The organism is Bisbaumannia salifodinae (assembly GCF_055388505.1).
Genome location: NZ_AP043781.1, coordinates 3,742,110 through 3,755,699, shown reverse-complemented (window position 1 = coordinate 3,755,699; position 13,590 = coordinate 3,742,110). Strand labels below are relative to the sequence as shown.

The 13,590-nt window shown below is 57.1% G+C and carries 13 protein-coding genes and 2 pseudogenes; 12 read left to right on the top strand and 3 right to left on the bottom strand.

Features of this window, described 5'->3' with window-relative positions; translation table 11 throughout:
* Positions 1-315 precede the first annotated feature (315 nt).
* The 4 genes and pseudogenes from ACZ5EF_RS17525 to ACZ5EF_RS17510 form a co-directional block, all read left to right on the top strand.
* Positions 316-948: a DUF1326 domain-containing protein gene (locus tag ACZ5EF_RS17525; protein ID WP_346061336.1), complete on the top strand. Its 633-nt coding sequence runs from the start codon at positions 316-318 to the stop codon at positions 946-948.
* A 23-nt stretch (positions 949-971) separates the two neighbouring features.
* Complete coding sequence (locus tag ACZ5EF_RS17520; RefSeq protein WP_346061337.1) at positions 972-1,751, top strand: DUF2182 domain-containing protein; 780 nt, start codon at positions 972-974, stop codon at positions 1,749-1,751.
* Between the two features lie 319 nt (positions 1,752-2,070).
* Entirely contained in the window at positions 2,071-2,787 is a 717-nt protein-coding gene (locus ACZ5EF_RS17515; RefSeq protein WP_346061338.1) for a TorF family putative porin, read from the top strand.
* Positions 2,788-2,795: 8 nt separating this feature from the next.
* Positions 2,796-4,040, top strand: a pseudogene (locus ACZ5EF_RS17510) (IS1634 family transposase); the annotation flags it as partial.
* A 187-nt stretch (positions 4,041-4,227) separates the two neighbouring features.
* On the opposite strand, the gene ACZ5EF_RS17505 reads toward ACZ5EF_RS17510, so the two are convergent.
* Positions 4,228-4,800, bottom strand: a complete 573-nt coding sequence (locus tag ACZ5EF_RS17505) for a TetR/AcrR family transcriptional regulator (RefSeq protein WP_346061339.1) — start codon at positions 4,798-4,800, stop codon at positions 4,228-4,230.
* 110 nt (positions 4,801-4,910) lie between these two features.
* Between ACZ5EF_RS17505 and ACZ5EF_RS17500 the strand changes: the two genes are divergently transcribed.
* The 6 genes from ACZ5EF_RS17500 to ACZ5EF_RS17475 all read left to right on the top strand — a co-directional run bounded on the left by ACZ5EF_RS17500 (position 4,911) and on the right by ACZ5EF_RS17475 (position 9,737).
* Positions 4,911-5,414 carry an HPP family protein gene (locus ACZ5EF_RS17500; protein ID WP_379730153.1) on the top strand — a complete coding sequence of 168 codons (504 nt, stop codon included), beginning with the start codon at positions 4,911-4,913 and terminating at the stop codon, positions 5,412-5,414.
* Positions 5,415-5,424: 10 nt separating this feature from the next.
* Positions 5,425-5,835, top strand: a complete 411-nt coding sequence (locus ACZ5EF_RS17495; protein WP_346061340.1) for a hypothetical protein — start codon at positions 5,425-5,427, stop codon at positions 5,833-5,835.
* Positions 5,836-5,877: 42 nt separating this feature from the next.
* Positions 5,878-6,288, top strand: a complete 411-nt coding sequence (locus ACZ5EF_RS17490) for a cupin domain-containing protein (protein WP_346061341.1) — start codon at positions 5,878-5,880, stop codon at positions 6,286-6,288.
* A 20-nt stretch (positions 6,289-6,308) separates the two neighbouring features.
* Positions 6,309-7,763, top strand: coding sequence for a CoA-transferase (locus tag ACZ5EF_RS17485; RefSeq protein WP_346061342.1), 1,455 nt, complete (start codon positions 6,309-6,311; stop codon positions 7,761-7,763).
* A gap of 15 nt (positions 7,764-7,778) precedes the next feature.
* On the top strand, positions 7,779-9,323 hold the full coding sequence (locus ACZ5EF_RS17480; RefSeq protein WP_346061343.1) for an FAD/NAD(P)-binding protein: 1,545 nt from the start codon (positions 7,779-7,781) through the stop codon (positions 9,321-9,323).
* A gap of 210 nt (positions 9,324-9,533) precedes the next feature.
* Positions 9,534-9,737, top strand: a complete 204-nt coding sequence (locus tag ACZ5EF_RS17475; RefSeq protein WP_379730152.1) for a tetratricopeptide repeat protein — start codon at positions 9,534-9,536, stop codon at positions 9,735-9,737.
* Positions 9,738-10,251: 514 nt separating this feature from the next.
* Here ACZ5EF_RS17475 and ACZ5EF_RS17470 read toward each other — a convergent pair.
* On the bottom strand, positions 10,252-11,139 hold the full coding sequence (locus ACZ5EF_RS17470) for a LysR family transcriptional regulator (protein WP_346061344.1): 888 nt from the start codon (positions 11,137-11,139) through the stop codon (positions 10,252-10,254).
* Positions 11,140-11,277: 138 nt separating this feature from the next.
* Here ACZ5EF_RS17470 and ACZ5EF_RS17465 point away from each other — a divergent pair, with 138 nt between their 5' ends.
* A complete protein-coding gene (locus tag ACZ5EF_RS17465; protein ID WP_346061345.1) occupies positions 11,278-11,892 on the top strand; it encodes a glutathione S-transferase family protein in 615 nt (204 codons plus the stop codon).
* Positions 11,893-11,922: 30 nt separating this feature from the next.
* Entirely contained in the window at positions 11,923-12,339 is a 417-nt protein-coding gene (locus ACZ5EF_RS17460) for a VOC family protein (RefSeq protein ID WP_346061346.1), read from the top strand.
* A 48-nt stretch (positions 12,340-12,387) separates the two neighbouring features.
* Here the strand turns inward: ACZ5EF_RS17460 and ACZ5EF_RS17455 are convergent.
* Positions 12,388-13,541, bottom strand: a pseudogene (locus ACZ5EF_RS17455) (IS3 family transposase).
* Between the last annotated feature and the right edge of the window lie 49 nt (positions 13,542-13,590).

Below are 13,590 nucleotides of genomic sequence, written 5' to 3'. Positions count from 1 at the left end.
GGCCTTGCCGCTTTCGATAATCCCTACGCCTCCGGAGCCGGCTTTTTTATTTCCAAGCCGCAATTGCCGCGGCGGGCCCGGCCTTGCCGCTTTCGATAGCCCCATGCCTCCGGAGCTGACTTTTTTGCGCCTGGGTCGCTATTGGCGAGGCGGAGCCGGATTTGCCGCTTTCGATAGCCCCATGCCTCCGGAGCCGTAACGTCTACACTGCGTAGGACAGGGAGAAAGATGTCCTGCTCCCGGAGGGAGCCTCCACGGGCCGGTGACCGATCCGGCCACCGGCCGTTGTCCGACGGCTATGGGGAGGATTTTATTATGTCCCGCCAAGACTGGCGTCTCGAAGGAGACTGGCTCAAGAACTGCAACTGTGCCTTCGGTTGCCCCTGCGACTTCCTGGCCCCGCCGACCCAGGGCGAGTGTCAGGGCTTCCTGGGGATGCGCATCGACTCGGGCCACTTTGGCACGACGCGCCTCGATGGCCTGAGCTTCTTCGTGGTGGTGAAGTTCCCGGGGCCCCTGCACGAGGGCAACGGGGATGCCCAGCCACTGATCGACGAGCGTGCCACCCCCGAGCAGCGTGAGGCGCTGTTCGCGATCCTTTCCGGGGAGCACTCCGATGAAGGGACGCTCTTCCATATCTTCAGCCTGATCGTGGCCCGTCTGCACGAGCCCCGCTTCGCTCCGATCGAGCTAGAGTTCGACATGGCGGCGCGCACCGCCCGACTCGAGATGCCCGGAGTGCTGAGTTCCCGGGTAGCGCCGATTCGCAATCCGGTGACCGATACGCCGCATCGCATCCGGGTGGTCATGCCGGAGGGCTTCGAGCATCTCGAGGGCGAGGTGGCCTCGGCGGATATCGACAGCACCGGCGACCTGGCCTTCACCACTCGGGGGTCCCATAGCACCCTGGCCCATGTGGTGCAGACGCCCCATGGGGTGGCCGCCTGAGCGAGGCGGACGGGAGGTAAGGAGTGGAAGGCCATGCGCTGGAGCGCCTGCTGCGCCACGACCGCTTCTGGGCCCTGGTCGTCCTGGGAGCGGTCTCCGCCCTGTGCTGGGGCTACCTGATCGCCGAGGCCCTGCTGATGGCCCGCGGTCAGGCCCTCTTGATGCCCATGGCGATGGGTCCCTGGACGCCCCTGGAGGCGGGGCTGATGCTGCTGATGTGGGGGCTGATGATGACGGCGATGATGCTGCCCAGCGCCGCCCCCATGATCCTGCTGCATGCCACCCTGACCCGGCGGCGCCGCGCCCGTGGCGAGGCGGCCGCCTCCACGGCCGGCTTCGCCGTCGGCTACCTGGTGATCTGGACGCTGTTCAGCCTGCTGGCGGTGCTGCTGCAATATGCCCTGCAGCGGGCGGCGCTGCTGTCGCCGATGCTGACCCTGACCAGCCAGTGGCTGGCGGGGCTGGTGCTGATCGGCGCCGGCCTCTATCAGTGGACACCGCTCAAGGAGGCCTGCCTGCGCCACTGCCGCTCGCCGCTGGATTTCATGCTGACCCAGTGGCGGGAGGGGCAGTGGGGCGCCTTCGTGATGGGCCTGACCCATGGCGGCTACTGCGTCGGCTGCTGCTGGGTGCTGATGCTGCTGCTGTTCGTGGGCGGGGTGATGAGCCTGGCCTGGATCGCCGCCCTGGCGCTCTGGGTGCTGATCGAGAAGCTGGCCCCCGCCGGCCACTGGCTGGGGCATGCCCTGGGCGGCGTGCTGGTGGTCTGGGGCGCCATCACCCTGGGGGCGGCGCTGGGCTGAGCCGGCGTGCCCCGCAATAGGAGCCGCTTCCATTCAGCGCCACCTCGTCCTTGGCCCATCTGATCGCTTACCGTTCCAATGTCGCAATATTCGCAAGGCCAAGGCCTTTATCGAGGCCGCTATTGATGCGGGGCCGCTGCTCTGTTTATTCATGCCGCGACGGATCTTGTCGGTCCTTTCCAGGGGGGCTTGCCGGGACTCGACAGGCCCTTTGCCTACCCCATTCGGGGTATGGAGGTGGGGGAGCCGTCGGGCGGATAGTGCCGAGCGGGGTGTCACCCACCCCCATTTCCGCGATAACAACAATGGAAGGAAAGGCATGAAAAATCGCTCGGCAATTCTGCTGTTCTCCACCGCCCTGGTGGCTCCCCTGGCCCAGGCCGAGGTCACCGGCAATGTCACCCTGACCAGCGACTATCGGTTCAGGGGAATCAGCCAGAGCGGGGAGGATCCCGCCATCCAGGGCGGGCTCGACTATTCCCATGACTCCGGCCTCTTCGCCGGCGCCTGGGCCAGCAGCGTCGACTTCTTCGAGGCCGGCGACCCCTGGGACAACGACGAAAGCGTCGAGATCGACCTCTACGCCGGCTACTTCGGCCTGCTCGGCGATCACGCCAGCTATGACGTGACCCTCTACCGCTATTTCTACCCGGGGGCCATCGACAACATCGACTTCAACGAGCTGATCCTCGGCGCCGATATCGGCCCGCTACGCCTCGCCTATGGCTACGCCGATGACTACATCGATCTGGGCGAAGACTACCACTATGTGGAGGCCAACTATGGGCTCGAACTGCCCGCCGAGTTCGGCCTCGAGCTGCACGTCGGCTACTCCTTCGGCGGCTTCTTCGACGACCCCGAGGTCGCGGGGCTCGAGGAGTATTTCGACTACGGCCTGACCCTCTCCCGGAGCCTGGCCGGGGTGGATGTGTCCCTGGCCTATATCGACACCGATATCGACGCCCCCTATGCCATCCACGGCGACTACCTGGCCAATCAGGACACTTGGGTAGTGAGCCTTAGCAAGGGTTTCTAGGCTCTGTACGAAAACTGCCTGCGCTCGGCCTGGACGATGCCTTCCGGCGGGTGTTGCGCAGCAAGCGGCAGTTCGATGCCGAGTGGCTGCTGCGGGTCATGGTGTTCAACCGCCTCTGTGACCCGGAATCCAAGCTCGGTGTGCTGCGCTGGCTGGAAGAGGTGCTGGTGCCCGACGTGGACACAGCCTCGATCCGTCATCAGCACCTGCTGCGCACCATGGACACCCTGTCCGACTGCAGCGAGGCGCTCAACGACGTGCTGGCACAGCAGCTCAAACCGCTAATCGATCAAGAGCTGTCGATCGTTTTCTATGACCTCACCACGATCCGGGCAGAAGGCGGTACCTCGCTCGACGGTGACGTTCGCCACTACGGTCCGTCGAAGGAGGGCGGGATCGCCCGCCAGTTCATGCTCGGTGTCGTGCAGACGGCGGAAGGCTTGCCCATTCACCACGAAGTCTTCGATGGCAATGTCGCGGAAACCCACACGCTGCTGCCGACCATCAAAACGGTGGTAAAGCGCTTCAACGTGCGGCGGGTCGTGCTGGTCGCCGACCGTGGCTTGCTCTCCCTCGACAACCTGGAAGCCCTGTCCGCCGTGCGTATCGAGGATCGCCCCCTGGAGTTCATCCTGGCCGTGCCGGGGCGCCGTTATGGCGAGTTCGATGACCTGCTGAAGGCATTTCATCAGACGCACTGCCAGGACGCCGATCGCGAAGCTTACGGCGAGATGGCATGGCAAGATCATCGGCTGATCGTGGCGCACCGGCCGGAAGTCGCCAAGGTGCAGACGGCGGCACGCGATCAGAAGCTCGAGGCGCTGCAGGCCGACGCGCGCCAGTGGTTCGAGAAACTGGATAATCAGGATGCCGGGCGTCGCTATCGCGGCAGAAAGCTCTCCGATGCCGGCGTCACCGCCAGGTTCTACAAGGCCGTCACCGACGCTCGATTCGGGCATATCCTGAAGGTCGATCTGACCGCCGAGACGATCAACTATGTACTGGATCAGCGTGCACTGGATCGCGCCAGGATGCTGGATGGCAAGCTGCTGCTGGTCACCAACATGGCCGACCACGACCCGCAGGAGATCGTGGAACGCTACCGGTCTCTGGCTGACATCGAGCGCGGTTTCCAAGTGCTGAAGAGCGACATCGAGATCGCGCCGGTCTACCACCGGCTACCGGATCGCATCCGCGCCCATGTGTCAACATCAGTGAAGGTTGTCGTAGAGGTTGGCATATTGGCCGTTCGTACTGCTGAGCGTCGTTGCACCCCGAGTGATCGATGGTGATGCGCCGAGGTCACGCAGGGGTAACCAGGCATCATACTGCGGCGGCAGGTTGTAGTCCCCCATCAGCAGGCGCGGCGTGTCAGGGTAGGCCTCAGCCAGCCACTGCCACGCTCCGCCACATTTCAGTATGGCAAGCCAAGTGTAAGTGTCAGTTTTTGGGGTTATCCAAGGCTAGTCGAGGGAGATTGCAAGATCCGCAGAGTTCGTCCCAGGCAGACTCAATCCGCTCAAAAGAGTTGAATATACTTGCGTTTACAATCATTCCGTCTATTGCCATCTGGAACAGATGTGCACGAGATTCTGGCTGTTCGACTTTCGCCTCTTTGAGGATTTGGTAAAGGAGGTTGGTGATCCAGTCTTTATGATCTTTGGAGACCGTTAAGAATCCCTGTGCCTCATGGAACTCGCTAGTGGCTTTTATGAACATGCATCCGTGAAAATCCTTAGAAAAAAACCATTGAACATGCCAGTTCAAAGTGGAACGAAGCTTCTCAAGCGGGTTGTCTGATTTAGAAATTGCTTTCTCGAGAGACTCTTTGAACATGTGGTGTCTCAGCTTGAGTACTTCTTCAACGAGCTGTTCTTTGTTAGAGAAGTGCTTATACAGGGTCATTTTGGAGACCTGAGCCTCGTCACGAATCCGGTCTACCCCTACGGCTTGATAGCCATGTTGATTGAACAGCCTAAGGGCAGTAAACAGGATGTCGTCGCGCTTACTCATGTTCAAATCCTATTGATTGACGAAATATAATAGCTATTTACGATTGCAGGCAGCCCGAGGGTCACCTATTGTACAGACCTGTCTGTCCACTATAACACAGAGGTTCATAAATGCTTCACAAATTCAAAGGTACGGGGGTGGCTCCAGCCCGCCCTGATGCGCTCCAGATACTAACAGGCCTGGTAGGGGGAGTCGCAGGCATCGGGGCCGTCGCAATGCTTACCCAGATGGCAGGCGTGCCCCTCCTGATGGCGCCCTTCGGGGCAACGTGTGTGCTCCTGTTCGCTGCACCGGGAGCACCACTAGCACAGCCACGGAATGTCATTGGGGGACACCTCATTGCCGCCGCAGTGGGGCTGGTGATGATGAATGTTTTTGGTTCAGGTATATGGCAAATGGCTGCTGGTGTCGGTGTTGCCATCGCATTGATGCAGTTCTTCCGGGCGGTTCACCCTCCTGCTGGAGCTAACCCCTTGGTCGTGCTGACCGCAGGTGTTCACGACTGGAGCTTTCTTGTAACTCCTGTATTAGCAGGGTCAGTGGTCCTCGTCGCCATTGCCCTTGTGATCAACAACGTTGGCCAGGCTAAGCAGTGGCCACAATATTGGGTTTGAGAGGAACAACATGCCAGTTATCAAAGTTTCGATAAGCGATCTCGGCTGTCAAGAGATTGAAAAAGAAGCAGCAATCGGGAAGATCGCCGAGCGTCTGACTGAAAGTACGGTAAGGGTGTTAAAAAAAGATCGAGAGCTCGTTGTTGTAAAGGTTAAAGAAGGGTCTTCAAGCACATGGTTTGTGTCAGGAAGTGAGTTAACACCTTCAGCCAGCCCAATCTTTGAGGTTGAAATAAAAATTACAGAGGGGACCAACTCCCAGGAAGAGGTAAGCACATGGGTTCGAGAGGTCTTTGAGACCATGAAGAAAATAATTGGAGAAGGTGCTTCGCCGAATTACATCTCTGTCCAGCAGATCCCCCGAGAATTTTGGGGGTATAACGGGTTGACCCAATACGGAAGAAATAGGTGGGCCAGCTAATGGCCCCTCCGAATTTTTAGGGATATTAAAAGGATTTGTCTCATGGATGCGCTGAAAGCTGTGGAAAGGTTTTCCGATAACCCGGAAGCCGATGACAAGGTGCTGCGTCTAGTCATGGGCGAAGTGGATTTACCCAACATAGAGTTCGAGGAAATGGAGCCAGGGCTTAGGAACAACGTCCTGATCCATGTTCTGTTCAACAATAAGAAGGAAGACCCTACCGGTTCAGATGCAGCATTAATCAAGTATCTTCCAGGTGCATTTGTGCCACTGCATCTTCACCGCGGGTATGAGATGGTTTTAGTTCTTCAGGGAGAGTACATCGAAAATGGAGAAGTCCACTCTCCTGGTAGCCTGATCATTCGAGCACCTGGGACAACGCACAGTATGCGTTCGAACAGTGGTTGTGTAATTTTAGCAATGCGGGATATCCCAGTAAAACAGCTCACCTGACCTATGACGGAATGCTTATTATGAAAATCCTGACTCCGTCCCAGGCAATAAGCATGATACCCTCGGGGGCAACCATAGCCCCCGGAGGGTTCGGAGGCTGCGGACATCCCGACTTATTTACGAGAGCCCTTGAGGAAAGGTTCCTTGAAAGCGGGGAGCCCAAAGATCTGACACTCCTTTTCGCCTCTGGTGCGGGTGATAAGAAAGGGCGCGGCTTAGATCGCCTTGCTCATCCTGGATTAGTGAAACGCGCTATTGGCGGTTACTGGAACCTATGCCCTAAGCTTGGCGGTATGGGAGAATCAGGAGGGGTTGAGGCCCATAATTGGCCGCAAGGAATAGTAAGCAAGCTGTTCGGTGCTATTGCTGAAGGTGGCCCTGGTGTCATTAGCAAAGTCGGACTCAATACCTTTGTAGATCCAAGATTCGAAGGCGGGGTCTTTAATCCAGAAAATGCAAAAAGCCTTGTAGAGGTGCTACTTCTAAAAGGGGAAGAATACCTATTCTATCCCTCTCGGAAAATTGATGCGGCACTGATGAGAGGGACAGTTGCAGACCGCTTTGGGAATGTATCCCTGAGGGGTGAGGCCACAAAAATGGATGCGCTTTCCCAGGCACAAGCAGCACGTAACTCAGGCGGAATCGTGCTCGTCCAGGTAAAGTGTGTCCAGCATGATCAGCTCTCCGCAACTGAAGTCGACATTCCTGGCCATCTTGTTGACGCTGTAGTCAGTTCAAGAGGGCTGGATCACCCATTTTCATATGGGCACGAAGTTTGTCCGGTTAGGGTGATTAAGAACTATGCTGAGCCCGATGAAGTAAGACAGCGTATAGTTAGTAGAGCCCTGGCGGAGCTTCCCGTGGGTCCATACCAGAAAAAAGTCATAAACTTCGGGATTGGGATCCCAGCCGAAGTGGGGCAGTCCATGTCTGAGGAACAGCGGGCGTCGTACACCTTAAGTGTCGAATCCGGTGTCATCGGTGGAAGCCCGCTTTTCGGTGACTCGTTTGGCGCTTCAATAAACCCTGACGCTATCGTGGACCAGTCGCAATTGTTCACATTTTATGATGGCGGGGGTATTGATAAAGCATTTTTGGGGTTCGCCCAGATAGATGAAAAAGGAAGGGTTAATGTCAGCAAGTTCCATAATCGTCGACCAGGGGCGGGTGGCTTCATTAATATCACCTCATCCGCTAAGGAGCTTGTTTTCTGCGGTGCACTAGTGGCGAAAAATCCTCGAGAAGAAGTAGGGGGCATGGCAAAGTTCGTCAAGCATTTAGACCAAATAACATTCGACCCCTCTTTCTCTAAAGCTTCTAAAATAAAAGTAATAACTGATCGAGCTGTATTCATAGTCAGGTCAAATACTCTGGTACTTACGGAAGTGTCTGAAGGTATGGAGCCCGAGGATGTTAGAGCACTGACAGATGCCGATTTCGAGGTGGGCCACGAACTGTCCGTAATGGATTATTAACGCTGGGAGCGAGAAATGGAAAAAGTGATTTGTATCGTGGGAGGGGGAGCTGCTTCTATCGCCTTTCTTGATGGGTTTATGAGAAAATTGAAAGGCAAAGAGGGGAGCGGGTACACCATATATGTGGTGGAGAAAAACCCTGCTTTTGGGCCAGGTGCTGCATATTATGACGACATAGGGAGCAACCTTTTAAATACTAAAACAGGCTTCATCACTATATTCCCCGAACGCAAAGGTGATTTTCACGACTGGCTGCACAACCACCCCGAGCATTGGCAGTGGAAATATCCAAACTTTGATGCAAGTCATGACACATATGCCCCTCGACCATTGTTCGGTCAGTATTTGCAGTCTGCCTTTTCCAAAACCGTTAGCAACGCGGTAAAAAACGGGATGAAGGTCGTCCCTGTAAATGCCGAGGTGATGGATGTAAAAAAACACCGGGAAGGGTATTCGGTGGAAACCGCATGCAGTATTAGCATCCATGCTGATTATGTCTTCCTGATGTGCGGAACGCTAGAAAATGCTCGCCAGGATACTCCAAAGATGGCAGCTGGAGTTATTAGCAATCCTTACCCGGTCTCGAAGCTTACAAGTTGGCTCGGGAAGGATAAGGATGTTGCAATAATTGGATCTCGCCTGAGCGCCATTGATACCATAATTGCTTTAAAAGAAGCTGGTCATCTCGGTAAGATTGTCATGCATTCTCGCAGCGGCTACTTTCCTTCTGTGCGTGGCACACAAGGCCGATTCAGCCCAAGAAACTTGACTCAAGAAAATATCAACAACATCAGGTCAAAAAAATCATCTTTATCCTTGAGGGAAGTTGTGGATATGGTGAGAGACGATCTAGAGCTCTATTTCAGAGATCATCCAGATGACCCGCAAGAACCTTTGGCCTTACCAGCCCCGATAGAGAACTTTGGCACTTTCCTTTCGGAGGAGATTGCTTTGGCTGAAGGGCCTAGAGGTTGGCAGGCAGTGTTATATGCGACTAATGCAATCATTGATGATCTGTGGGGCTTGATCAGGGATGAGGACAAGGAAGTCTTCCGGGAGAGATATCTAAGCATATTTCTCTCTTATCGTGTTTCAATTCCTCGTGAAAATGCCATTAAAATAAAGAAGTATTTTGATGAGGGTGCTCTCGAATTCAAGTCGGGCCCGGTTCGTGTTGAAAAGAACGAAAATGGGTTTCCCGTGGTTATTAATAAAATGTCGAACGAAGAAGTGTTTGACTTCGTGGTTCTGGCCACGGGAAGCCCAAAGCGCTTGTCTAAGTCAAATTCAAAGCTCATGACTAATCTTGAAAAGAAAGGGCTTATCTCATCGCACCCCCACGGGGGACTGGAAGTAGCTGGAGATACCTATCAGGTTATCCGGGAAGATGGAAAACCTGAAAATGGGTTGTTTGCAGTTGGTGAGGTTACAAGTGGTAAGTTCTTCTTCACGAGCGCGCTTGACATTATCTGTCGCCATGCGCAACGAGCTGCCGTGTCTTTTTATGAGGATAGTCATGAAAGTGAAGCAATCTCTTATCGAGCTGATGGTGCACGGTAATGGTAAATTAACATCCATCGGATTTTTTTGAGTTGGTGGTTTTGTTCTTGCGTCATAATCTCAGTACTCGTAAGATAAGGAGTTAGAGTTAGGTTTAGCATCTCCAAAGGCTATGGGGACTAATACGCCACCATCCTATGGAGATGCTAAGCATGATGAGAAGTCATTTCAATTCCTTTAGAGAGAATCCAGGGTTCTCTCGATTAGATTGTGTGTGGAGTGGCTGGTGAAGGTGCCTGTGATCACGATCTACGCGGAGGACTGGAACAACACCCCAACGATCCCGCGTTGCTCAACAGCCGTGCACAGCTCCTCTCCAGCCTCGGCCGGTATGGGGAAGCCAGGAGCCCGAGTTCGACAGTTGCAACCCGGTTTTCACCTGAAATCGGCCTCCAGGCCCATAGAATTCAGTAGGTTAGAATGGTCGTGTCTGAACCTCTGTAGTGACACGTTTTGAGCCGTTTCTTTGCGATTTTGGCCAGTTGAGCTGTATCTTGCTACGCGGGTGATAGCGTTACGAACCCTCCTCTTTCTATCGAAAAATCAACCATCTGCATGACTTGGTGGTTGTTGTAGTGCCAACTTCAGGAACGTGCTTCCTGGAAAACAGTCACTTACGCTTCTATCTGTCGAACTCGGGGGAGCCACGGGCGAAGCCCTGGCCTGCTATGAGGAAGTGGAGAACACCTACGCCAGCGAGGTGAGCGCCCCCCCCCCCGGATGCCAATCACATCCTGGCGGCCCGTCTAGCCGAATCGCCCGAAGCCGATGCGCTATTACGAGAGTGGCAGGCCAGCAACGCCCCGGTGGAAGACCCGACAGTGGGGGAACTGCTCGAGATGGAGCGGGAGGAGTTGATTCGGAAGTTGCTGCCGTGAGCCCAGTATCTGGCCCAGCCTGTTACTCGTGCAATACACAACCGCACCGGCTACAGCGAGACTCCCTGCAAGTGTTGCTTCGCGGCATCGATGAAGGCACGCACGTTCGGGTGATCTCGACGACCGCTCTGAAACAGCAATGAAATGGGCAACGCGGGGGCTGCATCGTCGGTCAGGATCTGTTCGAGCCTCCCCGCCGCGACATCGTCGGCGATCTGGTAAGAGAGCGTTCGCACCACGCCGAGCCCAGCGACCGCAGCGGCAACAGCCGCATCCATGTGATTGACCGACAACCTGGCGGGACGCCTGGAGCGCCGAACCTCGTCGAGGCCCCACCCGCGATGCGGCCCGATCTCGTCCTCGCCCCAGATCACGTCATGATCGCGAAGATGGGATAGTGACGTCGGCCTGCCACGCGCCGCGAGATAGGCCGGGCTCGCGCTCAGCACTCGCCGCACCTGACCGACTCTCAGCATGTGCAGCGAACTATCCGGTAGCTCGGCGATGCGAACGGCAACGTCAATGCCCTCTTCGGCCATGCGAACCACCCGATCCAGCAACAGGAGCCTGACCTGAAGCTCGGGGTACAGCCGCAGCAACTCGACCACGACCGGCAAAACATGCAGCCGGCCGAACATGACCGGCGCCGTCACCGTCAGGGTGCCGCGCGGCGTCGAGCGGCCGCCGCGGACGATATCGAACGCTCCGTCGATCTCGGCGAGCCCTGCCCGGCACCGCTCCAGAAACAGCGCGCCTTCCTCGGTTAACCTGACGCTGCGAGTCGTGCGCATCAAAAGCTGAACCCCAAGGTTCGCCTCCAGCGCCGCGATCGTCCGCGTCACAGTAGTGGGCGACATGTTCATCCGCCGCCCCGCTTCGGCGAAGCTCGCATGCTCCGCGACGCAGATGAAGGTTCTCAGTGTTCGCAGCCTGTCCATCGCCCCTCCCCAGCCGCGGGCCATTATTGTCATTTATCGCAACGATGAAGTGCTATTTTGACGGATTCTATCACTTTGAGGCGAGAGACAGAATGCGAAAGACAGAAGGAAGCCATTCATCTGCAGAGGACAATCATCATGAAGCTCTACCATTACGCACTCTCAGGGCACGCGCATCGCGCCGCCCTTTTTCTCTCGCTCACCGGGGTCGACCATGAACTGATCGAGGTCGATCTGGCGGCCGGCGCCCACAAGCAACCGGAATTCCTCACACTCAACGCCTTCGGTGAAGTACCGGTGCTCGACGACGACGGGACCATCATCGCGGACTCGCTCGCGATACTCGTCTATGTGGCGAGGAAGATCGGCCCTTCCCATTGGTTGCCGACCAATCCGGTCGACGAGGCGCAGGTGCAGCGGTGGCTCTCGGTCGCGGCCGGCAAAATCGCCTATGGCGCCTGCGCCGCCCGGCTCATCACCGTATTCGGTGCGCCCTTCCACGCCGACGAAGTGATCGGGCGCGCCCACGCCACGCTCACCGTCATGGAGCGGACGCTGGAAGGCCAGCACTGGATCACCGGAACGGCAGAGCCCACCATCGCCGATATCGCGCTCTATAGCTACGTCGAACGGGCCCCCGAAGGCAATGTGGATCTGTCCGGCTACCCCAGAGTCCAGGCTTGGCTGCGCCAGATCGAAGTCCTTCCCGGTTTCATTCCCTTCCAGCGGACCCACGCGGGGCTCGAAGCCTGAAGCGACCTCTTTCCACCAGGAGCTATCACCATGCGTTTCGACACGCTACGTCTCGACCATATCGGCATCCGCGTCACCGACCTCGCCATAGCGGAAGCCTTTTACGCCAAGCTGGGCTTCCTGCGCGCCCCCGAAGAGTTCGCACCCGAGGCCAAGGCCTGCGGGCTCGTGCATCCTACCGGCCTACGCATCCACCTCATCTACAACGGCGAGCCTGCCGAGGAAGGCAATGTGCTTCTGGACGCGCCGGTCAAACGGCCCGGCTACACCCACGCCGCCTTTATCGTCGACAGCATGGACGAACTGGTGGAATGGCTGACACGCGAAGAGATCAAGATCACCGAGGGACCGATCATGATGGGCCACGGACGCCGCAATGTCTGCTTCATCCGCGACCCCGACCTGAATGTACTGGAGTTCAACGAGATCCTGCTGCACCAGCATTAACGCTGCCGGCAAGCAATACGATCTTACCCAGCATTGGTGGACACCGGCTTAAGCGATCATTCGGGCCTCGAAGACCTCTGGGCTGATCATCCCGATGGCACTGTGCCGCGGTTGTAGTCCAGTTCAATGTACTCGAATACCTGCCGTCGCATGGCCTCCCGAGTCGTGAAGTGTTCGCCATGGATCGCTTCGACCTTGAGGCTGTGGAAGAAGCTCTCGGCACAGGCGTTGTCATAGCAGTTGCCCTTGGCGCTCATGCTGCACTGGAGGTCGTGCCGGGTCAGCAGCGATTGATACAGGGTCGAGCAGTACTGGCTACCGCGATCCGAATGCACGATCACCCCGGTAGGCATCTTGCGGCTCCACAGCGCCATTTGTAGGGCATCACCGACCAGCTCGGCGGTCATTCGCTCGCTCATCGCCCAGCCGATCACCTTGCGGGAGTACAGATCAATCAGCACCGCCAGGTAGAGCCAGCCCTCTCCAGTCGCCAGGTAGGTGATGTCACCCACCCACTTCCGGTTCGGTGCGTCAGCGGTGAAGTCTTGCTCCATGAGGTTGGGTGCCACTGGCAGCGTGTGACGCGAGTTCGTGGTGGCCTTGTACTTGCGCGCCGCCTTGGCATGTAACCCCTGCCGCTGAAGGCTGGCGGCGACCGTCTTGCGGTTCACCGGCAGGCCATCATCACGTAGGTCCAGGGCCAGCCTGGGGGCGCCTGAACGCCCCTTACGATGGTGATAGGCCTGGGCCACACGCTGGTCGAGAATCGACTGCTGACGGCGCCTGGGTGACAGCGTGCCATCACGTTGTCGCTAGGCGTAGTAACCGCTGCGGGCGACGCCGAGCACCGCGCACATGCGTTGGACGCTGAATGCCTGACGATGTTGGTGGATGAAGGCGTACTTCACTTCAGGCTCTTGGCGAAGTACACCGCGGCTTTTTTGCGATTTCAAGCGCTTCCGACTTCTCGGCCAGTTGACGCTTGAGCCGGGCTTCTCGTCAGCCAGGGCTTGTTCACGCACTGAGGTACTTTGCTGCTGCTGGGCCTTGGTGCGCCACTGATACAGCTGGCTAGGCTGTAGGCCCAGCTCGCGGGCGGCGGCACTGCTGCCGACACGATCGGCGAGAGCCAGGGCTTCGTTCTTGTAGGCCTGGGAGTAACGGGTACGAGTCTTCTTCATCGGAGCTGCTTGCCTTGCCATGGGTCACCTCGTTCAGTGTACTGCCTTAACGGGGTGTCCACTGCTCCTG